Origin of the sequence: Collinsella aerofaciens (assembly GCF_039752775.1) — a bacterium.
Classification (GTDB): Bacteria; Actinomycetota; Coriobacteriia; order Coriobacteriales; family Coriobacteriaceae; genus Collinsella; species Collinsella aerofaciens_R.
This window is the reverse complement of record NZ_JBDMGT010000033.1, coordinates 1-23041: the sequence shown is the minus strand read 5'-3', so window position 1 is coordinate 23041 and position 23041 is coordinate 1. Positions and strand designations below refer to the sequence as shown.

Below are 23041 nucleotides of genomic sequence, written 5' to 3'. Positions count from 1 at the left end.
GTTCTGCTCCTTCGGAGCTACGAACGGGGGCACTTCTGGTCTGCGGAATGTTTTCAAAACCAAGCCCGGCCCCGGCCGGACAGCCCACGAACGCTACAAGTTCTTGACACCCATCGCGCGCATGGCGTTCAGGATGGCGATGATCGCCACGCCTACGTCGCCGAACACGGCAAGCCACATGTTGGCGATGCCCAGCGCTGCCAGCACAAGGATCAGCAGCTTAACGCCCAGCGCAAAGATGATGTTCTGCCAGACGATCGTCATGGTCTTGCGTGCCACGCGGATCGCGCGGGAAATGTTGGACGGCTTGTCGTCCATGAGCACGACATCGGCGGCCTCGATCGCAGCGTCAGAACCCATAGCGCCCATGGCAATGCCCACATCGGCGCGCGTAAGCACGGGCGCATCGTTGATGCCGTCGCCCACAAAGGCGAGCTTGCCCTTGCCACTCTCGGTTGCAAGCAGCGCCTCGACGCGCTCGACCTTATCGCCCGGCAGCAGCTGCGCGTGGAACTCGTCGAGACTGAGTTGCTTGACCACAGACGCCGCAACCTCCTCGCGGTCGCCCGTGAGCATGACGGTGCGCTTGACACCGGCGGCGTGCAGGTCGCGAATCGTTTGCTCAGCATCGGCCTTGACGGTGTCTGCAATCACGATGTGGCCGGCGTACACGCCGTCAACGAGCACATGCAGAATCGTTCCGACGACCTCGCAATCGGGCGCTTCGACTCCGGCCGCGGCGAGCATCTTTGCGTTGCCAACGACGACGTGCTTGCCGTCGATGGTTGCCGTCACGCCATGGCCCGCGTCGTTGGTGGAGTCGCTTACGCGCTTGGGGTCGACCTCGCCCTGGTAGGCGACACGTACGGACTGCGCGATGGGGTGATCGGAGAACGACTCAGCAAGGGCTGCGACTTCAAGCAGCGATTGCTCGGTATAGCCTGCCTCGGGGTGTACCGCGACCACCGAGAACGTGCCGTTGGTGAGGGTGCCCGTCTTGTCAAAGACGACGGTGTCCACGTCGGCGAGCGTCTCGAGGTAGTTAGAACCCTTGATGAGAACGCCCAGCTTGGACGCGCCGCCGATGCCGCCAAAGAAACTGAGCGGCACGCTGATCACCAACGCGCACGGGCAGCTGACGACCAAGAAGGTCAGGCCGCGCAGAATCCAGTCGGACCAGGCACCGGTGACCAGGCCACCGCCGAGCGCGAGCACCGCGGCAGCGCCGGTGACGGCGGGCGTGTAGATGCGGGCAAAGCGCGTGATGAAGTTCTCGGTGCGTGCCTTCTTTTCGCTGGCATTCTCCACGAGCTCCAGGACGCGTGCGACGGTGGACTCGCCAAAGGGCTTGGTGGTGCGCACGTGGATGAGCCCCGTCATGTTGATGCAGCCGCTGATGATATCGTCTCCGGTTTTGGCCGGGCGGGGGACCGACTCACCGGTAAGGGCGGCGGTGTCGAGCTGGGTTTCGCCCTCGACGATGACGCCGTCGATGGGCACGCGCTCGCCGGGCTTGACCACGATCACGGTGCCGACCGCGATGTCATCGGGGAAGACCTGTTCGAGTGAGCCGTCGGGTTGCTCGACGTTGGCGTAGTCGGGTGCTATGTCCATCATGGCGCTGATCGATTTACGGCTCTTGCCCACGGCGTATGCCTGGAACAGCTCGCCGACCTGGTAGAACAGCATGACGGCGGCGCCTTCGGCCATGTGCGGGTCGGTATCGGGGAAGAGCACCATGGCAAACGCGCCGATGGTCGCGACGGCCATAAGGAAACTCTCGTCGAAGGCCTTGCCGCGGCGGATGTTATTGAATGCCTTTTGCAGCACGTCGTAGCCGGCAATCAAAAACGGTATGAGGAACAGCATAAAGCTGGCGTAGATGTCGCCCGGGGTACCGAATGCGGCGGTGAGGGTGCCGAACTCATCGAGGGCGTACACCACGGCAAAAATGCCCAGCGCTACCACGATGCGGTTGCGCTTATGCTCAAGGGACTCTTTCTTCTTACGCTTCTTCTTTTTCTTTTTGGGATCGGCGGTGGTCATGACTCGTATCCTCCCATTTGAATGAATGAACACTCGCTCATATAATTTCGCGAGCAAAGGCCGCGGCAAGCGCGGCCTTGCAGGTTGGCGTAAACCCGGGCTAGAGAATGATCTCGCAGTCCGGCTCGGCGTCGGCCGTAAACTCTACAACGCGGTTGAGTACCTCGTCGAACTCGGCGTCATCGGCTTCGAGCGTCAATTTTTGGGTCATGAAGTTGACGGACACGGATTTGACGCCCTCGAGCTTGGCCAGCTCGTCCTGAAGCTCGCGCGCACAGTTGGCGCAGTCGATTTCGTCGAGCTTGAACTGCTTTTTCATGGGGGTTCCTTTCTCTGTATTTGCGGCTTGGGTGCAGGCCGCGCTGGTACCGTGGTTGGTCGCTATTCGCAGATGTGGCTCATGCCTTGGTTGAGCATGGTGTAGACGTGGTCGTCGGCGAGCGAGTAGAGGATATTGCGCCCGTCGCGCCGGAATTTAACCAGGTGCGACTGCTTGAGTGTGCGCAGCTGGTGCGACACCGCGGACTGCGAGGTTTCGGTCGCTTCGGCGATGTCTGCCACGCAGAGCTCGCGGCCCATGAGGGCATAGAGGATCTTGATGCGCGTGGTGTCGCTGAAGACCTTGAACAGGTCGGCGAGGTCGTAGAGAAGCTCCTCGTCGGGAAGGTCCTCGGGCGAGCAGGTGGTCGGGATCGCGGGTTCGGTGGCCTCGATGTCGAGTTTCGTTTCATCAACGCGGATGCTCATTGCAATATCCTTTCATATGAACATGCGCTCATATAATTTACTTTCGATTATATGAGTGCATGTTCATATGTCAATGACGTTCAGGTAATTCGTTGTACAAAATGATGGGGAATAGGTGACGAGATCCCGGACTGAGCGTTTTTTGATAGTCGATGCCAAGGTGGGTACCCTCGTGCCGTGCAAAAAATGGAGTATTCTGCAACTATAGGGGGTCCGCTAATTTATTGCAGGTCATATAATGCAGTTCAAGAGTTATCTTAGGGTGTTAATCCGATGAGTTCTTCCTCAAATGTTGCCTAACGCTCTCACGCAAGAGTGATTTCGCTTCACATTTGGATCCACTCGAGGGTGATAGACACCCGACCCTGCTGAATACTCGCAATTTTGCACGTCGCTAGGGTACCCACCTTGTTAGCCGGCCTAGTCTCCGGCCCCGAAGACCCTGTCCTCGGGCGCGAGGCTGCTTGTTTGGGCAAATGATGGGCTGTCGGATTCGACAGTCTGCATGTCATCGATTGCCGGAACTTCATTAATTGTCGGGTCATCCAGCGTGATGCCTTCGAGCGTTGCTTTTTCGAGGTCGATTCGTTGACGCTCTTCGGAATCCTGGCGAAGCTGCTTCTGAATTCGCTTTTTCTCTTCTATAAACCTTCTGAGCACAAACTGTCTCAGGTCCTCTTGCATGATTTGAAAGTCTTTTGGCAGACGCGAGGGGCGTACGCCCTCTTTCCGCTGGATTGCTTCCATGACCCTAACAAAAGAGCTGGCATGCATAAAGGAATAACGGCTGACGGTGATGATTCCGTACCCCATGGACGCAAGTGCATTCTTGCGCTCCTCATCGATGGCGCGGTCTTCTTCCGCGTCATGATAAAAACCGTTGTATTCAATGTCTGTGCGAGATTTCTTTAGATACGCATCCATAAAGAACTTTTTGCGTCTCGTGAGATTCTTTGCGGCAGTGGTGACCTGCACCTCGTAATCGGTCTCAATTCCCTTAATACCAAAGGTTTGCGTTATTTATGGTCTAATTCTTGCAAACCATTTAGAAACACTTACAGAATTCACGCACGAAGAATTGATTGTCTGTAAAGCTTTGGAAAACGCTACGGATTATGATCTGAAGAATTTCAAAGAAATAATGGAGAACTATCTTAAGCCAACATCAAATGGAAGAAGAATTGTATTTCCAAAAGACTTTGCAGATATTGCTGCTTTCACCACCACATGCGATTGGTGTGTATATAATAGAATCTTTGTTTCTCGCACAGCAGAGTGGGGTGAAATGGAAGAAGGCATTTTGGATATGAGCACGTACTATTACGAGGCAAATCCTGCATCTGTTCTTCTGGATAATATAAATGCTGCAAGACAAACTTGGAATTATGGTTAATTATTCCCGCTGATTACTTAGAAGGGAGGTGCGCTATGCTAAATGATTTTTCGTGGAACATGACCGGATACATACCGAAGCACCAAGTTAATCCACACGGTGACGGCATCATCCCCTATGTGGCAGAGCGCATCTTCCAACTGGAACCGGAACCGCCAGCGGTGGACAGTCTGAATGAATATATCCTGTCTGCTTTGCGGGAAAAGAATTTGCTATATTTTTCGTTCTTTCTGCACCACTACGAAACGCAGCTCAACAAGCGCATCAAAGGCTTTCTCAGTGTGGACGGCGGCAATCTGTACGACACAGACCGATTTATCGATATAAAGATCTCCTGCCGGGAGCAAATGCTCCAAAAGCTGATGGACTATGATCCTGCCAAGGGTGCGGAGTATGCTACATACATCTATCCGTTCATCTGGGATTCTATGCTCCGTTTCCGCATGGGCGAAGAAAAATGGTCGGTATCCTCTCTGACCAATTACAAAATGGTGCGATCAATGGCGTGGCTGTACCATAACACCAAAGATGCGGTCAACCAGTTTTCCAAGAAGTATAACTGCGACCTTGCTCTTGCGGAAGAATATCTGAAAGTTGTCCGTGGAATCCGCAACCAGCAGCCGTTCTATATAACGGACGAGGACGGCGAGGAAACAGGCGAGGATATAGCCCTTGACGATAGCTGGAACTATACCGACATCCTCTGGAACGGCATACAAGCAGAAAAGGTACAGCGGGCATTTGAGAAGCTGAATTACCGGGAACAGACCTTGCTCGAAAAACGGTTAGCAATCTGTATGACCTGCGGGCGAGTTGGCTCATGGAAGAACCGCCCCACTTTTGAAGAATTGGCGATTATGTTTGAGGGCAGCACAGCCAGCGGTGCAGAGCGAGCCTACCGGAAAGCGGTGGACAAACTGACAGAACTGCTGGTTGCCGAAGGTGCGCTCCATGCTGTCCGGCTGAAACAGAAAACCAAAACCAAGCGCAAAAAGAAAATCGCCGCCGCAATCTACGAATATCAAGCAGACTGCGACGGCGAATGGGGCGAAATTTCAGTTGATTTTGAGAACGGCACAGCAGAGATTATCCGACTTGCTGATTGGGATACAATTAAAACGAACTGGTTTGCCAAGGAGGCGATCCGGTATATTTTATCATTGTCGCCTGATGCTCTTACAAAATATATGCTCGTCCCCCTTGAGCCGCCACTTATATCTTGAATCCTTACAACCACTGTAAGTGGTATTTGCTGTGTTCCCATGCTATCATTTTATTACAAATGATAGGAGGTATTCACATGAAACCCATTTTGAATATTGAAAATTTAACAAAAATCTATGGCAATGTGCCAAGTCAAACAAAGGCACTGAATGGGATCACCTTCCAGGTGATGCCGGGAGAGTTTCTCGGCATTATGGGAAGCAGCGGTTCCGGTAAATCCACACTGCTCAATTGTATTGCGACTGTGATTCAACCCACAGGTGGAAGCATTCAGGTGGAAGGCGATACTCTGCAATCCCTCAAGGGAAAGGCTCTTGCAGAGTACCGTGGCAAAAAAGTTGGTTATCTATTCCAGAACTTTGAATTGCTGGACAACCTGACTGGCAGGGAAAACATCCTGCTCCCGACTTCCTTGCATGGGGTATCCGAAGCAGAAAGCAGCCAGCGGCTGAAGCAGTTGGCTGACTATCTGGAAATCACTGATGTTCTGGATAAGTTTCCGTCCAAGATGTCCGGCGGCCAGCGTCAGCGTGTTGCGGCAGCAAGGGCTCTGATCTTACATCCCCAAATGATCCTTGCCGATGAACCGACGGGTGCGCTGGATTCTAAGAACGCAAGAAGTCTTATGGAGAAGCTGTCCGGCCTGAATCGTGACGAACAAGCTACGATCCTGATGGTAACCCATGATTCCAATGCCGCCAGCTTTTGCAAGCGCATTCTGTTCATCCAGGACGGCGTGATCTTTCATGAGCTTCGGCGTGGAGACGAAAGCCAGCAGGAGTTCTACGGGCGCATCCTGAAGGTGATGGCGCAACTGGGAGGGGGCAGCGCAAATGTTCTCTAATCTCATTCTTCGGAACAGCCACCGCAGCCGAAAGGAAAACGGTCTGTTTTTCAGCTCCCTGGTGATTTCTATTGTTGCCTTTTACATGATTCTTTCCATCTCCACTCAAGATGTGATGCTCTTTTTGCAGAAAATGGAGAGTGACGCAGTTGACAAACTCCTGCTTCTGATTCCTGCGTTTTATGGGATGACCCTCGGTATTCTGTTCTTTTTGATCTATTTTGCCTGCAAGTATCAGTTCGAGCGCAGACGGCATGAGTTTGGTGTTTATCTAATGTTGGGGATGCGTAGAAGTAAACTGTTTGGTATGCTTCTGGCGGAAGATTTCCTGACCAGTATTCTTGCCATGCTCATAGGCTTACCTGTGGCTGTGGTGCTTTCAGAAATTGTCAGTCTTGTCACCGCCAAGCTGGTAGGCATGGGGATCATCGGTCATCAGTTTTCTTTATCCTGGTCTGCAATTGAATGGACGCTGGCAGGATTTCTGGCAATTAAGCTGACGGCACTTCTGATTTTGAGTGGACGAATCAGCCGCCAGGAGATCGGTACTTTGCTATCCCAGCCAACGAACCGCCCCAAAAAGCAAATGCCATCTGTTATCTATGGACTGGCTGCTATATGCGGAAGTGTGATGTTGGCAGTGGCTTACTACATGGCGATTCAGGGAATTGCATGGACAAAGGTAAGTATGATGGGACTGACTTTGCTGTTGGGCATAGTTGGTACGATGCTGCTTTTCTATGGGATGCGTGCGCTGATTGCTTTGATTGTTAAGAAAGGAAAAGGAAATAAGCAGCTTCATGTATTTACCTTCCGGCAGATTCAGGAGAATGTTATTCATCAGTCAACCTCCATGGCCATCAGCTCCCTGCTGATTCTGGCGGCGCTGTGTTGTTTTGGTGCGGGCGTAGGAATTGCAGGAACGAATAGCCTGTCTTCTGGCCATGTAATCGACTATACTTTTGAAGATCATACTGCAGAAGATTCATCGCAGGTTCTTCCGAATATAAAGGCAGCCCTGAAAGAAAACGGTTTGGAAAATCAATTTTCAGAGCTTTTTGAAATGAGGGTTGGGCGTATTCGCACCACAGAAGATTATGATAATGCCTACAGCATGGACGCTGTTATGGACTCTCTTCGGAGCCTGCCCCAGTCGGAAGACCGGGATGTCCTTCTGAACAATCTTGGTTATGCCACATACCCATATTTGATTTGTTTATCGGACTATAATCGTTTGTTGGAATTGTCCGGCAAACCGGCTCTCCAATTAGGCGAAAAGGAGGCCGCTGTCTATATTGATACAGAGTTTACTACGGTAAGTCGTACCGCAATGCTGAACCAAGTATTGGCCGGACAGCCCAAGGTGGAACTGGATGGTAGTCCGATTCATCTTACAGGAGAGGTTCAGTCTGTGAATTTGGTCACGGACCGTTCTATATCCTTGTCCTTTGCATTGATTCTTCCGGATGAAGCATTCCTATATTATAGCCAGGGAATGTATGATACCTATGTCAATGCGGTGCTCAGTGAGCAGGCTCTGGATGGAAATAGCCTTATGACTGCATATTTGGATTTGAACGAGAAGCTGGACGAAACTGGCATTGAATATGAAAGCTATCTTCAGAATATAGGTCGTCAGCTTTTCTACACCATAGCATCCAGTTATATTACCCTCTATCTTGCGATTGTTTTCCTGGTAGTTGCCAACACCATCGTGGGTGTTCAGTTCCTGATGAGTCAGCAGAAAACCGGGCGCAGATACCAGACCCTGATCCGCCTGGGAGCTACTTACGAAACCCTTTGCCAGTCTGCTGGAAAGCAAATTACCTGGTTTATGGGACTTCCTGTATTGGTTGCGGCTGTCAGCAGTCTGTTTGGAGTCAGGGCATTATTTACAGGGATACTCTCGTCCCGAACCCGTGGGACAGTGTCTGAAATGCTGCTTGTATCTGCTGCTATGATTTTACTACTTTGCGTGATAGAATATATTTATATGAGAGTGGTCAAGCGCTCCAGTGATCGGTATTTGCTGACACTGATGCAGCCGCAGAGAGAAGAATAATTTGGAAGGAGGTGCTGTCATGAAAAGAATTGCTGTTGTGGAAGATGAAGTCTATATGCGGGAAGAACTCTGCGATATGCTCCAAAAGGACGGCTATCTTGTGGAGGCAATTACCGAGTTTGAAGATGCCGCTCGGCTCTTGGCAGCCCTCCGCCCTGACCTTGTGATCTTAGACCTGAACTTGCCGGAGATCAGTGGCTTTCAAATCTGCCAGGAGCTAAAGAATAAAACTGCTATCCCCGTCCTGGTGCTGACTTCCAGAGATCAGGTAAAGGATGAACTGCAAGCGTTCCAGTTGGGTGCCGATGAATATTTGACGAAGCCGTGCAGAAAAGATCGACTTCTTGCCAGGGTATCCAATATTCTCAAAAGGTATGAAGGCCGTACCAAGCCCTCCTTCGCTTTTGGGCAGCGTTAACATCATGACAAAGGCTGTTTCCATAGGAGACCGGCATCCGTCGCGCACACATTGGATCGCCTTTCGGGCAAGGGCCAGACCGTCGCATCTGGTAATGGAATTAAAGAACTGCTTTAACCTCTCGGTCGAGGTGAGCGCGAAACGCTCGGTATAGGAGGTGGAAGAGTCGGTTCCAAGGGAATAAGCGCCGCACAGTTCAAAGTAGTACTCCACTAGTTCGCGAAAAGAAAGATAGGTGGCGGCCTGAAGTGCGCAAAGCTCAACGCCAACAATGAAGATGCCATCTTTGAGCTCTATAAAGCGTGAGTTCGAGAATCGTTTTGAAGAAACGTGGCATTGACAGTTCATTGCATAGCGCGCATTCCTGCGATCAAACACCATCACCTCGAGGGAATCATTTGTGTCGAGGGAAACATCATGTTTGGTGAGCCATTCTGCGGCTGCGTCAAGGAACGTTCCGGTGGGACATGATCCGTAAATCGCGGCAGGGCTACAGGACTCGATGCCTTTCGCAGACACCGAATGCGCGGCCTGGTAGACCGCTTTTGCAGTGGTATGTGACAATACGATACTCATGATATATATCGTGTCAGCTAATGCCGTGTTGACGGCGCTGAGTGGAAAAGCCGTTTTAGAGGTCTAACCAAATGCTGTCCAAAAGCTTGACGCAATTATGAGTTGGTATGCCCTAAATAATAGTTTTCGCAGCTTAGCTATAGCATATAAATACTCAATTGCCGCACATTTGATATCGACGCATCACCATCCGACAACGAATTACGTGTCGGGAATTGGCCGAAATCGTTCGCAATGAGTGTTCAGAATTTGTGATGGCAAATCTATCTGTGGAACGTAGGGCGGCCCCACTGCGGGGTTTCCCGCTGCGAGACCGCTCGTGATCTACGCCGGGGTTTGTCGCAGGCGTTTCTACTTGGCGAATAGGTTCTTGAGGTTGAACTCGGCTTGGACGGTGCGGAGCATGAGGTCGGTGTCGTCCAGGCCCAGATGCTGCTCGTTGGCGTCGGCGGCGAGGGTTCCACGGCGGCGCGCCCAGTTCTCGAGCGCGGCGGGGGCGGATTCGCGGGGGAGCGAGCGGACGTCGGCATCCAGGCTGCGGCAGATCTGGCGCGAGTCGATGACGATGATCTTGCCGGCGCGGCGTGCCTCGGCGTAACCGTCCAGATGAATTTTGAACCAGCTGTCCTCGAACGCGGCGTTATGCGCCATGTACGGGTACTTTTTCATAAGCTTGAGCAGCTGCTTCTGCAGTTCCTTGTTCTCGCGGAACGGCTTTTTGCCGTCGATGTCGTCCCAGGTGATATGGTGGATATTCGACAACGGCACATCCTCGCCGCGGTAGATGTCGGGCAGGCCGCAGTAATGCGCCTCGGCGTCATGCGGCACGGCGTCGCTGGTGAGGTCCATGATTTCCCAGCCCACGTTGATGATGTAGCCGCGCTCGGGCGCGCGACCGGTGGTCTCGATGTCGATGCCCAGCACCGTGCCTTGGATGGGCTTGCGAGCGTAGGCGACGCCGAGCGCGTCGCGGTCGCCGCGGATCTCGCGCATAACGGACGCGGCGGTGCGCTTTTGCATCTTGCCGATGGCGGCGCAGGTGTCGGCATCGGACAGGCCGCGCGAAAGCGTCGCGGGCGTCACGTTGCGCAGGCGTGCCTCGCCAATCTGGTCGCACAGGTCGCGGTTGCGGTCAGCCAGGTCGCGCACGGTGGCAAAGTCGAAGCTGGGGTCGCCCTCGGCGGTAAAGTACTCGGTCTCGAGCACCTTGAGGGCCTCTTCGCCCTTCTGGCGCTCGGACTCCATGGCGCCGTGATCGCCATAGATAAACATGGGAATAAACGGCTGGCGCTCGTATTCGAGTGCTTGTGAAACGTTCATATAACTTCTCCTTGGATGGGCCGCGTCGTGCGGCTCAGGGTCATTAAGATGTGGCGAGATGATAGTTTACCATGGGCAACTATTGGCACCACGCCTAGGTCTACTACAATACCCTAGTTGACCGCTAGGACTTTTACAATGCTGCCGAAAGACACGAAAGGTTCCATCCGTCATGGATTTGCTGATTGATATTCTGCTCGACGCCGGCAAGGACACGCTCTCGCTTGTGCCGTTTTTGTTGGTGACGTATCTGGCCCTCGAGACACTTGAGCACGTCGCGGGCGACCGCGTTAACGGGGCCATCAAGCGCGCCGGCGCCGCAGGTCCCGTGGTTGGCTCGTTGCTGGGTATGGTGCCGCAGTGCGGCTTTTCGGCCATGGCGGCAACGCTGTACGCCGGTCGTGTCGTGACCTTGGGCACGTTGGTGGCGGTGTTCCTTTCGACCTCCGATGAGATGCTGCCGCTGTTGCTCGCCGAGCAGGTGCCCGTGCAGACCATGGCGATGCTTTTGGCTTCGAAGGCACTGATCGCGCTGGTCACGGGCTTTATCGTGGACGCCGCCATTCGCGGCCTGCGTCGTAACGCTCGCGCGCATGCGGCGATTCGCCGTACCGTGCTGGGAACCGCGGCCAACCCGGCCCACGTGAACTGCGCGCACGACGACCACACTGGCGGTGACATCATCGACGAGGTGGCCGAGGCGGGCGTGAGCGCCGATCACATCCATGAGCTGTGCGAGCGCGACCATTGCGGTTGCGATGAAGACGAGGACGAGCACGAACACGGACATGGCCACGATCACGGTCATGAGGACGAGCATGAACACCATGATGGCCACGGTCACTCCCGCTCTCACGAGGGCGCGCCCCTCCTGTCGATTATTCGCAGCGCCATCTCGCACACCGTGCAGGTATCGGTATTCATTTTTCTGGTGACGCTGATTCTGGTCGCCGTGCTCGAGACCTTCGGCGAGTCCGCGATCGAGCAGTTCCTGCGTGGCAACGAGACGCTCGCCGTCCTGGGTTCGGCGCTTGTCGGCCTGATTCCCAACTGCTCGGCCAGCGTCGTCATCACACAACTGTACCTGGAAGGCGCGCTGCAGCTGGCCCCGATGCTCGCCGGCACGCTCATCTCTGCTGGTGTGGGCTACCTGGTGCTGTTCCGCACCAACCGCAGCGCCCGCGAAAACGTCCTGTTCCTGATCATGATGTACGTCATCGGTGCCGGCTGGGGCCTCATCCTATCCGCCGTTGGCCTTTAAGTAGATTATTGGGACATGTCTTACGATCTACCCCTGTGACCAGGGCATTCCCCGCTGCCAAAACAAAAAGGTAGATTTTTAGGCACGTCCCAAAAATCTACCTTGGTTAGCGCAGCAGCTCGGTGAGGTTGCGCTTAAAGCGGGCCCGGTCTTCGCTGGTAAATGCCGCCGGACCGCGAGTGCGACCGCCGGCGCGGCGCACCTTCTTTTCCTCGTGGCGAATAAACAGTTGCATGTCGATGGTCGCCTTATCGTAGACGCGCCCGCGCACGCCGATGGCGGCGGTATCGCGCCCGAGCACCATGCTCGCCAAGCCAATGTCCTGCGTCACGACTACGTCGCCCGCCTGCAGGCGTTCGACAATGGCAAAGTCGGCGCTGTCGGCGCCCACGCTCACATCGAGCGTCGTGACCCAAAATCCGCGTCGCGCATGCTCGACGTCGCGCGGATCGTCGCGGCGAATGTGGCGTTCCAGGTTCTGTGTGCTGTTGCCGGCGATAACGACGGCGACGCCCGCCCGCCGCGCGCAGTCAATCGACTCGCGCGTGACCGGGCAGGCGTCTGCATCAATAAAGAGCGTTCGCGGCATCTAGTGCACCAGTTTGCCAAATTGAATAGCGCGAACAATCAGCGTTACGCCAAACACCAGCAGTGCGGCGCCGCTAAAGATGACGAGCATCTTGGCCGACCACAGCGGATAGATAAACACGAACATGCCGGCGATGATGGAGAGCGCGCCGCTCAGGATGGCGAGGGCACGGTTGGACGAAAGCTCGGACTCCAGAATGGACATGACACCTTCGACGATCCAGCCAAAGCCGGCCACGATAACCACCATCGTGGTGAGCGTCGCGGTCGAGAAGGCCTGGTTGCGCAGGATTATGACGCCGCCCAAGATAATGAGTAGGTTGGAGATGATGCTCGTCACGCGCCAGCCGGTGGGCAGCAGTGGCTCGAAAACAGCGGTAAACAGCCTGATCGCGGCCGTGATCACAAAGTAGAAGCCCAAGACGGTCGTTAAGAAGACGAGGGACTTGGCGGGCGCAAACAGCAGTGCGATGCCGGCGACGAGCGCCAAGACGCCCGTGATGGCGTAAATCCAGCGCACGGCCTTGACGGCCTTGCCTGCCATGCTTTTCTCGTCAAATCCAAACTGGCTCGATTTTTGGTCATCATTCTTAAAGATGCCCATAATGTCTCCTTTCCGTGCGGCGTAAGCCTTGATCGTTACGACCAGTATCGCCTAAAGGCGCTGACGTATGGGTCGGGGAGGGTGAAACGTAACCCAAAGGCCCCGAATTGTTTCCGTTGTTCCCCACGTCGCGATTTTCTATTCAACAGGTGTAGAACATTGCGGCCCTGTTCGTTATTGCCTACGTTTTAGGTTAGATTTTCCTAAGAACAATTGCCCGAAATTGGGGGTCCCTATGAACGAAACAGTTCCCGCGGCGCCGTCGAGCGCGGAGTCGATGGCAAAGCAAGGTTGCGAAAAGCTCGGCCTGGACACGTTTGACGCGCTGGTCCGCCGCGCCCGCACGTGCCGCCGATTTGACGAGTCCATGCGCGTGCCGCGCGAGTTTTTGCTCGAGCTGGCGGAACTGGCGCACCTGGCTCCGTGTGGCGCCAATGCTCAGCGTCTTCGTTTTCATGTGGTGAGCGGTGCCGAGGATTGCGCGCGTGTATTTGATGAGCTTGCGTGGGCCGGCGCGCTTAAGGATTGGCCGGGTCCTGCCGAGGGCGAGCGCCCGACCGGCTACATCGCGATTCTGGCCGAGCGCGCCGTTTCGGGCAAGCCCGCCGCTCCCATTACCGAGGTCGACACGGGCATTGCCGCGCAGACGATGATGCTCGCCGCCCGCAGCGCCACGCCCGAGGTGGCAGCCTGTATGTTCAAGGCCTTTACGCCCCACGCGATCGATGCCATGGGGCTCGATAACGACAAGTATGAGCTCAAGCTGATCATGGCGTTTGGCGTTCCGACCGAGACACAGGTGATCGATGCGATCGATTCCAACCCCGACGGCTCCATCAATTATTGGCGCGACGAGGCGCAGGTGCACCACGTACCCAAGCGCTCGCTTGTCGACGTACTGGTGTAGTTGAGCGTCACCGCGGCGTGATCAGACGGTAAACCACCACAAAGGTGCCTGTCCCCTTTGTGGTGGTACGAGGGGAGGGTGTGTGGCAGATCTATATTTGGTGCGGCATGGGCAGACTGAGCTCAATGTGCAGAGCATTTTGCAGGGCTGGCACGATTCGCCGCTTACGGCGCGCGGGCGCGAGCAGGCGCTGACGGCGCGTACGGCGTTTGCGGCGCGTGGCGTGGCCTTTGATCATGTGTATTCCTCGCCGTTGGGCCGGGCGCGGCATACGGCCGAGCTTATCGTTGGCGAGGGCCGTTCCATAGAGCTGGTCGATGACCTGCGTGAGTGGCATTTTGGCTCGCTGGAGGGCACATCAAATCGCGAGATGCCGCCGCAGCCCTGGGGTGATTATCCGGTTGCCTTTGGTGGCGAGTCGGAAAGTGAGCTTCAGTCGCGCATGGTCGCGGCGCTGTCCCGCATCATGGCCAGGCCGCAGCACGACTGCGTGCTGGCGGTTTCCCACGGCTCAGCCTGCCAGGAGTTTCTTGAGTATGTGACTGGCGAGGGGGAGCTACCCGACAACGGCGCCGTGCTTCATTTTGGCTATTGCGACGGGGCGTTTTCGCTCCTTGATTGGTAACGAACGAAAGGACCCCTATGAATAAAGATCTGTATCTGGTCCGTCATGGACAGACGATATTCAACCTCAAGCGTATCATTCAGGGGTGGAGTGACTCGCCGCTCACGCAGCTGGGATGCGACCAGGCGGCGCGTGCCGGCATGTTCTTGCGTGCGCGCGGCATTGAACCCGATCATGCCTACACCTCCACACTTCATCGCACCGAGCAGACTATCGCCAACCTGTGGCCGGGCTTGGCGTACGAGCGCCTGGACGGTCTGCGTGAGTGGTTCTTTGGCGACTTTGAGGCCGAGCGCGTGATGCTTATGCCCGAGCGCCCGTGGCGAGATTTCTATCGTCAGTTTGGCGGCGAGGGCCAGATGCAGGTGCGCGAGCGCATGGCGGCGACGATAACCGATCTTATGCGACGTCCGGACCACGAGTGCGTGCTCGCGGTGAGCCACGGCTCGGCTATCAAGGAGTTTTTGGACCACGTGCGGGGCGCGGCGGCCGACGAGCGCGAACGCGTGCCGGGCAACTGCTCAGTGCTGCATTTTGCGTTTGACGATGCGGCCGATACGTTTGAACTGGTCGAAGTCTTTACGCAGGAAGACTACGCGCGCGAGCTGGGGCTTGAACCGCTCGTGGCTACTGCGGGTCCGCAGCGCGGATAACGCGAGCGCGGCGGCACGGGTCGTCGGCATAACTTCTCGACGCAAAAGGGGCGGAGATGCATGTACCTGCTGCATCTCCGCCCCCTGTTTGTTGGGCTGCCGATTTTTGTGCTGGACGGTCTGGTCTTGCTAGAACCGCGCGACCTGGTGCGTGAGCAGACCTGTCGGAACCTGCGGTGCGGCGCCGCTGACCGGCGCGGCGGGGAAGAGCACGGCAACGGTAAAGTTGAACGGCTCCTTGCCGGTGTACGTTCCGGCGGCACGGGCCTCATCGGCCAGCAGCTGCGACGCCCCGGTCAGAGCGGCGGCGTAGGCGGGGTCGTCGGCCAGTGCCGGCTCCGGTGCTTGGTCGAGCATAGCGCGGATGGCCCCGACGGCGTCCTCGCGCTTGACCTCCCACGCGCGGTGCGTAATGCCCGCGGGGTCGGTGACGGCGTAGAGCGACGCGCCCTCTTTGGCGGCGCCCAAGATGATATCCATGACGGGCGAGGCCTCGTAGGCGAGCGACACGGGGCGCGGCTGCACCTTGAGCTCGGCGATTGCGCGCGCGGCGGCGGCCACGTCGGCGCTGGCATCGCCCTTGCCGCCCGCAAGTACACTCGTCGGGCAGATCGCCACGACACCCGTCACACGTCCCGGCTCGCCCGAGCATTCGTACACGTAATACGCTGCACCCGGGTCCTTGAGCATCAGGCCATCGGCAAGGGCTCCGCGCAGAGCATCGTTGCCGCTCAGGATGCTGCCCATTGCAGGCAGCGCCTCGAGCACGCGGTCCTGAGCCGGGCGGATGCAGGGAAACGGAAATGCTTTCATGGGCGGTCCTAACGCACGAGTCGGTTTGTTCGCGGCTTATTATGCCCCAACTTGCCCATTCGCGTCCCAGAGCACGTTATCGGCGAGCGCGATGAGCACGTTCTGACAGCGAACGATATCGGCGTGGGGCACATATTCGTTGGGCTTGTGCGCGAGCGCGAGCGACCCGGGACCGTAGCTCATGCAATTGCGGTTACCTGTCTTGCCGGCAATGACGGCGGTGTCGGTGTAGCCGGTAAAGAAGCCGACGGTTGTGTCCGCGTCCGTCACGTCATCGGCGGCACGCTTGAGCGCTGCTAGAAGGGGAGAGTTCGGGTCGCGCTCGATGGCGGGGCGGTCGCCCGTCACGGTGTAGCTGCCATGGCAACCGGGAATGGCGGCTTTGGCGACGGCGATGGCCTGCTCTACCATGCGCTTCGCGGCTGCCGTATCGGTCGGCGGAGTCAGGCGCATATCGACCCAGACCTTGGCGCGGTCGGGCACGACATAGGGGCGATATCCGCCCTCAATTTGGCCAAACGTGATGGTCGAAGACCCCAGCTCATCATGCTCGGGCAGCGCTGCGAACGCATGGCGCAGCGCGCAGACGGCCTCGGCCATGGCGGCGACGGCATCGGCGCCCTTCCAAGGCTGGCTCGCGTGTGCCGTCACGCCAGCCATTTCAATCTCGAACCACGTACGCCCCTTGTGCGCCACCTGGATCTGTCCGTCGGTGGGCTCGGTGTCCAGCACCCATTCGCGCGAACCGACCCAGCCGGCATCGATGGCTGCCTCGGAGCCTCGCATAAAGTCCTCTTCGTCGACCGAGCAGATGAGCGAAAAGCCGCGGCGGGGTAGCGCGCCATCCGCCGCCACGCGCTCGAGCGTATGGACCAGTGCGGCAATGGCGCAGGCCAGGCCACCCTTCATGTCGCAGGCGCCACGGCCATAGAGTTTGTCGTTACGCACAACCGTCCCGAGCGGCGGAATGTCCGCGTCCCAGCCATCGCCCAGCGTAACGGTATCCATATGGCAGATATAGACGAGTCGCGGCTCGTCGCTTTGGCCCGGCACGGTGACCATAAGGTTGCGGCGCCCGGGGAGTACTTCGAGCTCTGCAATCTGCACGGCATCGAGTACCGGATGGCTCAGCTGCGCCAACTGTTCCTCAACCAACGCTTTGATATAGCGTTCAATCTCGCCCTCATACGCACCTGGGTCGGAACTGTCGATCCGCACGAGTCCTTGCGTAAGCCGCCAAGCAAAATCTGTATCAACCATAGGCACCTCACAGATAGTTAGGTCAACATACAGATTGTATGCCAAGAAGCGGCTCGGTGCATTTAATGGAGTGCTCACAGAAACGGGGGCGCCTCTCATGCGAAAGGCGCCCCCGCGGGCATTCAATGTCAGTGACGGGCAGGCCACATGGGGAACTGCCCGTCAGATCAGCCGGCGCTATTTGATCACGCGCACGCGATACATCGACGGAATCTGCTTGAGCGCCTCGATGGTGCTGCTGTCCAGGTGCTCGTCGGTGTCGAACATGGTGTAGGCGTTCTCGCCGGCGGACTCGTTGGTCATACGCTGCACGTTGGCGTTGTCCTTGGCCAAGATGGCTGTGATCTGGCCGATCATGTTGGGCACGTTGGCGTGCAGGCAGGCGATGCGGCTCGCGGCGCGCGCCTTGCCCATGCTGCAGGCGGGGTAGTTGACGCTGTGCGCGATGTTGCCGTTCTCCAGGTAATCCTTGAGCTCGCTGATGGCCATATCGGCGCAGTTGGCCTCGGCCTCGCCGGTGCCGGCGCCCGAGTGCGTGGTGATAAACGTGTTGGGCATCTTGACGGTTTTGGGCGTGGCAAAGTCGCAGCTAAACCAGCTCAGCTTGCCCTCGCGCAGGGCAGCGTCGACGGCGTCCTCGTCAATGATGGTTTCGCGTGCGTAGTTGATGAGCACGGCGTCGGGTGCCAACAGGTTAATCTGCTCGGTGCTGATCATGCCGATGGTGTCGGCCTTGCTGGGCACGTGTACGGTGAGGTAGTCGCAGCCGCGGCAGAGATCCTCGAGCGTGCCCACACGCTGCACCTCGCGGCTCAGCACCCACGCGTGCTCAACGGAAATGAACGGGTCGTAGCCGTAAACGTCCATGCCCAGGTCGACGCAGGCGTTGGCGACCTTGGAGCCCACGTTGCCCAGGCCGATGACGCCGATGCGCTTGCCCTTGAGCTCGCGGCCCACAAAGGCCTTCTTGGCCTTTTCGGCATCGACCTGAATCTCGGGGTCGTCGGCGTTGTCGCGCACCCAGTTCATCGATTGCACCACGCCGCGGCTCGAGAGCACCAGCATGCCTAGGACGAGCTCCTTAACGGCGTTGCTGTTAGCGCCGGGGGAGTTAAAGACGACGACGCCCTTCTTGGCGTACTCCTCGACGGGGATGTTGTTGACGCCGGCGCCGCAGCGGGCGATAGCGCGGATGCCCTCGGGCAGCTCGTAGCCGTGCAGGTCGGTCGAGCGCATCAGAATGGCGTCGGCCTCTTCGGCGGTGCTCACAAACTCGTAGCCCTCACCAAACTCGACCTTGCCGTCCTTGGTAATGTCATCGATGGTTTTAATCTTGCGCATGGAAAACTCCTTAGCAGGTTTTGATCTATACAGGGTGGTCTGAGATGGCTGATCGGCCCGCGCGTTGCGGGCTAGTTAGATCGCGGGCTCAAACTAAGCTGCGCTTCGAAGTCCTTCATGTACGAGGCCAGTGCCTGCACATCTTCCATGGTTACGGCGTTGTAGACGCTCGCGCGCATGCCGCCCACCAGGCGATGGCCCTTGACGTTTTGAATCTGGTGCTCGGCCGCGCCTGCGACAAAGGCCGCATCGAGCTCGGCGTCGCCGGTACGGAAGGTGACGTTGGCGATGGAGCGGCTGTCTGTCTGCGTGGTGCCATGGAACAGCTCGCTTTGCTCGAGCAGGTTGTAGAGCAGGTTGGCCTTGGCCCAGTTGCGCTCGGCCATGGCGCCAAGTCCGCCGGTTTGCTCCACCCAGCGGAATACCTTGCCGCACACGTAGATGCCAAAGGTGTTGGGCGTGTTGAGCATGGAGCCCTTGGCGGCCTGGGTCTTAAGGTCCATGTACTGCGGCGCCCGCGCAAAGGCGGGGCCGTCGGCGATGAGGTCGTCGCGCACGATAACCACGGTCACGCCCGCGGCGCCGGCGTTTTTCTGCGCGCCGGCGTAGATGAGCCCGTAGCGCTCAACATCGAGCGGCTGCGACAGAAAGCAGCTCGAGACATCTGCGACCAGCGGTACGTCGCCGCAAGCGGGCAGCTCGTGGTACATGGTGCCAAAGATGGTGTTGTTCTGGCAGATGTAAACGTAGTCGAGCCCGTCGCTCGCGGCCTCGGCGGCAATGCGCGCGTTGATGTCGGCCATGTCGGGGATGCGGTCGAAGTTGGTGTCCTCGGAGCTCGCGAGCAGCACGGCCTCGCCGTACTTGGCGGCTTCTTTGTATGCCTTGTTGGCAAAGTTGCCGGTCACGACGTAGCCGGCGCGGCCACGGCGCATGAGGTTCATGGGGATGCCCGCAAACTGCAGCGTGGCGCCGCCCTGCAAAAACAGGACGCGGTAGTTGTCGGGGATGCTCAGCAGGCGGCGCAGAGTTGCCTCAGCGTCATCGATGATCTGCTGGTACATGCTAGATCGATGGCTCATCTCGAGCACGGACATGCCGCAACCGCGGTAGTCCATCATCTCGTCGGCGATCTCGGCGAGCACGCTTGTGGGCAGTGCGGCCGGGCCAGCTGAGAAGTTGTGCACACGTGCCATCTTCTAGTTCCCCCTCGTAGTCGTTTGAACGTTCGGGATACTTTAGCACAGTGCAGCGCCAGGCGCGACCGCATCACGGTAAAACTCGAGTGCGTCGCTATGATTTACAGGATGGTTACATGGGGGAGGGGTGCTTTACTCCTCAGGCAAATCCGAATCTGCGAGCGAAGGCATGAGGTTCCTAGGCGCTTGATCTCTTCGTCGCAAATTAGCCACTTCCTGGTCACTACGACGCCAGTGTGGCGATGACGGCTTCGTCGCCGGCGTATATGAGGGTGTTGCCGTCGGGGATGATCGTCTGGCCGTCGCGCTTAAGCATCACCACAATAAACGGGTGCTTGCCCTGCGGCACGTCGCGCAGACGCTGGCCGGCCAGGCGACCGTGGGGCGTCACGGTGACCTCGCGCAGCGTAACCTCGGCACGCTCTTCGAACGTTGGGGCGGCCATCACCAACAGATCGCCTTCCTGGATCACGGTGTCGCCATTGGGCAGTACCGGGTGCGCCCCGTCGCGCAGCACCAGGACCACGAGCATGTCTGTGGCGCTGCCAATGTCGGCGAGCGAGCGACCGGCAAACGGATGTCCAGCGCCTACCTTGAGCTTGACGAACGACATGCCGTCTTCGTCGCGGTAGTCGTTAAAGGTGCGACGCACGTCGCCGGTCGCATCGATCATATCGAGCTTCTTCGCCACCGCCGGCAGCAGCGAGCCCTGCACCACAATGCTCGACACGGCAATCACAAACACCAGGTCAAATAGGTCGTGTCCGCCGGGAACGCCGGCCACCACGGCAAAGAGACTAAAGACGACCGAAGCTGCTCCGCGCAGGCCCGCCCAGCTTACGAGCGCGACCTGGCGAGGGTTCGTCCTAAACGGCGCTAGCAGCATGCCTACGGCGATGGGGCGGCTCGCAAAGAGCATAAACGCCATGAGTGCCAGGCCCGGTAGCAGCATTTGCGGCAGGCGTGCGGGTGTAACGAGCAGGCCCAGCAAGAAGAAGATGGTCATCTCTGCCATCTCGGTGAGGGTGTCAAAGAAGTGCGCCATCTCGACTTTGCCGGTGATGTCGCTGGCACCCAGCACAATGCCGGCCAGGTATACGGCCAAAAAGCCGTTGCCGCCCAGGCAGCTCGGCAGCGCGTAGGCGACGATGGCCACGGCGAACAAAAAGATGGTCTGCGCGTCCTTGGCCGTTGCGTGCGCGCGTTCAATCAGGCGGCCCGCCGCCCAGCCGATGGCAAGGCCCAGGCCCACGCCCAGGATAATCTGCTTGGCCAGCAGTGCGGGAATGTTGATGTCGCCGCCGGCCGCTAGTGTGGCGAGCACGGCGGTGAGCATGTAGGCGACGGGGTCGTTGGAGCCCGATTCGACCTCGAGCAGCGAGTCGGTGCCACCTCTCAGCGACAGGCTGTGCTCACGCAGTACGCTAAAGACGCTTGCCGCGTCGGTGGATGCCACGACCGATCCCAGCAGCAGGCCACCGATCCAGTCGAACCCCAGCGCGAAGTGGGCGAACACGCCGGTGATGCCGGCAGTGATGACGACGCCGAGCGTGCTCAGCAGCACCGCCGGCGCAGCGACGGGCTTGGCGCGGTCGATATTGGTGTTAAAGCCGCCGTAGAACATGATGAACAGCAGCGCCGTGCTGCAGACGGTTTCGGTGAGTGCGTAGTCGCTAAAGTCGATATGCGTCGGGCCGTTGACGCCCAACAGCATGCCCAGCGCGATAAAGATGAGCAGGGTGGGGAAGGGGAGTTTTTTGCCGACGGGTTTGATGGTCAGGCACAAAATGATGACGAGGCCGATAAAGAGAAGGATCTGGTTCATGGATAGTGTCCGCTCCTGGGTGGTTGGCGTGGCACGGTCAGTTGTCTGCGGTTATTTGTACCCAAAGATGGTGGGTTTATGGGGTTGGATTGCGGGCGTGCGCGATATCGTCATAGATGGCTGCCGTCTTTGCCTCTGCTCGGAAACCCTTTCCAGCTTTATTGCAACGGAGTACAATGGGTAACGTTTAAGTTCAACTTGAAGTTTTAGTTGCGGCACCGGGCTTCGGCCGCAATGCAAGGAGAGGCGTACCATGGCGATCTATGTGACATCTGATGCTCACGGGCACGTGCGTGCGCTTGACGAGGCCCTGTCTAAGATCTCTTTGACGTCCGACGACACGCTGTACGTGCTGGGCGACATGATCGATCGCGGGCCCGATCCGGTCGGCGTTATTAAGCTCGTGCGCTCGCTGCCCAACGCCCACGTGCTCAAGGGTAATCACGAGCAGATCATGCTCGATGCCATCATTGGCCAGGATCCGCTCGATGCCGAGACCTGGGATATCAACGGTGGCTGGACGACGCGTGAGCAGCTCAACGACATGGAATTTGAGGCATACGAGGAGCTCGTGCGATGGATGGCCGCGCTGCCGCTCTACGCGGTGGTCGAGACCGAGGAGCGCCCGTATCTGCTGGTACATGCTGGAATCGAGATGAAGGCGGCGCGCGCGTTTTTGCTTGAGCATGGTGTCGATTGTGCCGATGGCGTCGGAGCGGTGGGTGCCGATCGCGAGCTGCTGCAGCAGATGCTCGCGGTGCAGTCGTCCGATGACCTGCTGTGGATTCGTCACGGCTATTGGGATGTGCCGACTGGGCTGCTTTCTGCCGAGGGCAAGGGTCCGGTCGTGGTGAGCGGTCACACGCCAACGGTGTCGCTCGGGCGTTATTGCGAGGTCGGTGGTCTTGCGGGGCTCGATGAGGAGTCGGGCCGCGGGCAGATTGTGCGCCTGGGCGGCGAGGATGCCGCCGGTGTGCCCGATCGCATCGACATCGACTGCGCTGCCGCCACCGGCTCCGAGTTCGGTCGCGTGGGCATCCTGCGCCTGGACGACGGGGCGGAGTTCTACGCGAACATCAACCCGGGCGAATAATCGGTGCAAGGGGTAGCTAATTTGGGACGGGGCTTATTTGACTACTTTTGCCCTTCTGCCCGCTAATTGATTTCTCTGGGACGGGGATTAAATAATCATTTGGCTGCCCGCCGGCTAAGTGAGTAGACTTTTTTGGAAATGCCGAGCACCCAACATATTTGCCTCAATAAAACCGACGCTCCTATAAGTTGTCAATAGGCAGTTTGCGGGAGCGCTCCCTTCAATTCGCACAGGAGCTCGTA

The 23041-nt window shown here is 57.7% G+C and carries 22 protein-coding genes; 10 read left to right on the top strand and 12 right to left on the bottom strand.

The window, feature by feature from the left end; genetic code table 11:
- Positions 1-93: 93 nt before the first annotated feature.
- The 4 genes from ABHR63_RS08525 to ABHR63_RS08510 all read right to left on the bottom strand — a co-directional run bounded on the left by ABHR63_RS08525 (position 94) and on the right by ABHR63_RS08510 (position 3717).
- Entirely contained in the window at positions 94-2046 is a 1953-nt protein-coding gene (locus tag ABHR63_RS08525) for a heavy metal translocating P-type ATPase (RefSeq protein WP_320678087.1), read from the bottom strand.
- A gap of 100 nt (positions 2047-2146) precedes the next feature.
- Positions 2147-2365: a cation transporter gene (locus ABHR63_RS08520; RefSeq protein WP_035137286.1), complete on the bottom strand. Its 219-nt coding sequence runs from the start codon at positions 2363-2365 to the stop codon at positions 2147-2149.
- 62 nt (positions 2366-2427) lie between these two features.
- The gene (locus tag ABHR63_RS08515; protein WP_035137284.1) at positions 2428-2793 is read right to left on the bottom strand and encodes an ArsR/SmtB family transcription factor; all 366 of its coding nucleotides are present in this window, start codon (positions 2791-2793) and stop codon (positions 2428-2430) included.
- A gap of 420 nt (positions 2794-3213) precedes the next feature.
- Positions 3214-3717 carry a hypothetical protein gene (locus tag ABHR63_RS08510; protein ID WP_346965967.1) on the bottom strand — a complete coding sequence of 168 codons (504 nt, stop codon included), beginning with the start codon at positions 3715-3717 and terminating at the stop codon, positions 3214-3216.
- Between the two features lie 217 nt (positions 3718-3934).
- Here ABHR63_RS08510 and ABHR63_RS08505 point away from each other — a divergent pair, with 217 nt between their 5' ends.
- The 5 genes from ABHR63_RS08505 (at position 3935) to ABHR63_RS10030 (ending at position 8734) form a co-directional block, all read left to right on the top strand.
- Entirely contained in the window at positions 3935-4186 is a 252-nt protein-coding gene (locus ABHR63_RS08505) for a hypothetical protein (protein WP_199409450.1), read from the top strand.
- A 35-nt stretch (positions 4187-4221) separates the two neighbouring features.
- Positions 4222-5409: a sigma-70 family RNA polymerase sigma factor gene (locus ABHR63_RS08500; RefSeq protein WP_033121506.1), complete on the top strand. Its 1188-nt coding sequence runs from the start codon at positions 4222-4224 to the stop codon at positions 5407-5409.
- Between the two features lie 77 nt (positions 5410-5486).
- Complete coding sequence (locus ABHR63_RS08495) at positions 5487-6254, top strand: ABC transporter ATP-binding protein (protein ID WP_033121505.1); 768 nt, start codon at positions 5487-5489, stop codon at positions 6252-6254.
- Positions 6244-8316 (top strand): ABC transporter permease, encoded by a 2073-nt coding sequence (locus ABHR63_RS08490; protein WP_346965965.1) that lies wholly within the window; start codon positions 6244-6246, stop codon positions 8314-8316. The genes ABHR63_RS08495 and ABHR63_RS08490 overlap by 11 nt, the downstream gene beginning before the upstream one ends.
- 19 nt (positions 8317-8335) lie before the next feature.
- Positions 8336-8734, top strand: a complete 399-nt coding sequence (locus tag ABHR63_RS10030) for a response regulator transcription factor (protein WP_430392755.1) — start codon at positions 8336-8338, stop codon at positions 8732-8734.
- 927 nt (positions 8735-9661) lie between these two features.
- Here ABHR63_RS10030 and ABHR63_RS08480 read toward each other — a convergent pair.
- Positions 9662-10630, bottom strand: coding sequence for a 3'-5' exonuclease (locus ABHR63_RS08480; protein ID WP_117639708.1), 969 nt, complete (start codon positions 10628-10630; stop codon positions 9662-9664).
- A gap of 172 nt (positions 10631-10802) precedes the next feature.
- Here ABHR63_RS08480 and ABHR63_RS08475 point away from each other — a divergent pair, with 172 nt between their 5' ends.
- Positions 10803-11891, top strand: coding sequence for a putative manganese transporter (locus ABHR63_RS08475; RefSeq protein ID WP_161115852.1), 1089 nt, complete (start codon positions 10803-10805; stop codon positions 11889-11891).
- 106 nt (positions 11892-11997) lie between these two features.
- Here ABHR63_RS08475 and ABHR63_RS08470 read toward each other — a convergent pair whose 3' ends face one another.
- Together ABHR63_RS08470 and ABHR63_RS08465 are read right to left on the bottom strand one after the other, a co-directional pair.
- A complete protein-coding gene (locus ABHR63_RS08470; protein ID WP_346964827.1) occupies positions 11998-12480 on the bottom strand; it encodes a YaiI/YqxD family protein in 483 nt (160 codons plus the stop codon).
- Complete coding sequence (locus tag ABHR63_RS08465) at positions 12481-13083, bottom strand: HdeD family acid-resistance protein (protein WP_035137275.1); 603 nt, start codon at positions 13081-13083, stop codon at positions 12481-12483.
- A gap of 235 nt (positions 13084-13318) precedes the next feature.
- On the opposite strand from ABHR63_RS08465, the gene ABHR63_RS08460 reads away from it, so the two are divergent.
- The 3 genes from ABHR63_RS08460 (at position 13319) to ABHR63_RS08450 (ending at position 15268) form a co-directional block, all read left to right on the top strand.
- Positions 13319-13990: a nitroreductase family protein gene (locus ABHR63_RS08460; RefSeq protein ID WP_346964828.1), complete on the top strand. Its 672-nt coding sequence runs from the start codon at positions 13319-13321 to the stop codon at positions 13988-13990.
- 82 nt (positions 13991-14072) lie between these two features.
- The gene (locus ABHR63_RS08455; protein WP_346964829.1) at positions 14073-14615 is read left to right on the top strand and encodes a histidine phosphatase family protein; all 543 of its coding nucleotides are present in this window, start codon (positions 14073-14075) and stop codon (positions 14613-14615) included.
- Positions 14616-14632: 17 nt separating this feature from the next.
- A complete protein-coding gene (locus tag ABHR63_RS08450; RefSeq protein WP_138374914.1) occupies positions 14633-15268 on the top strand; it encodes a histidine phosphatase family protein in 636 nt (211 codons plus the stop codon).
- Positions 15269-15397: 129 nt separating this feature from the next.
- Here the strand turns inward: ABHR63_RS08450 and ABHR63_RS08445 are convergent, their stop codons facing one another.
- The 5 genes from ABHR63_RS08445 to ABHR63_RS08425 all read right to left on the bottom strand — a co-directional run bounded on the left by ABHR63_RS08445 (position 15398) and on the right by ABHR63_RS08425 (position 21706).
- Positions 15398-16081 (bottom strand): DUF1015 family protein, encoded by a 684-nt coding sequence (locus tag ABHR63_RS08445; RefSeq protein ID WP_346964830.1) that lies wholly within the window; start codon positions 16079-16081, stop codon positions 15398-15400.
- 39 nt (positions 16082-16120) lie between these two features.
- Positions 16121-17341 (bottom strand): M20 family metallopeptidase, encoded by a 1221-nt coding sequence (locus ABHR63_RS08440; RefSeq protein WP_138112836.1) that lies wholly within the window; start codon positions 17339-17341, stop codon positions 16121-16123.
- Between the two features lie 177 nt (positions 17342-17518).
- Positions 17519-18682, bottom strand: coding sequence for a phosphoglycerate dehydrogenase (locus tag ABHR63_RS08435; protein WP_006235446.1), 1164 nt, complete (start codon positions 18680-18682; stop codon positions 17519-17521).
- A 71-nt stretch (positions 18683-18753) separates the two neighbouring features.
- Positions 18754-19878 carry a 3-phosphoserine/phosphohydroxythreonine transaminase gene (gene serC / locus ABHR63_RS08430; protein WP_271761675.1) on the bottom strand — a complete coding sequence of 375 codons (1125 nt, stop codon included), beginning with the start codon at positions 19876-19878 and terminating at the stop codon, positions 18754-18756.
- A gap of 226 nt (positions 19879-20104) precedes the next feature.
- Entirely contained in the window at positions 20105-21706 is a 1602-nt protein-coding gene (locus ABHR63_RS08425) for a potassium/proton antiporter (RefSeq protein WP_346964831.1), read from the bottom strand.
- A 253-nt stretch (positions 21707-21959) separates the two neighbouring features.
- Here ABHR63_RS08425 and ABHR63_RS08420 point away from each other — a divergent pair, with 253 nt between their 5' ends.
- Complete coding sequence (locus ABHR63_RS08420; protein WP_138112830.1) at positions 21960-22799, top strand: metallophosphoesterase family protein; 840 nt, start codon at positions 21960-21962, stop codon at positions 22797-22799.
- Positions 22800-23041: the final 242 nt, after the last annotated feature.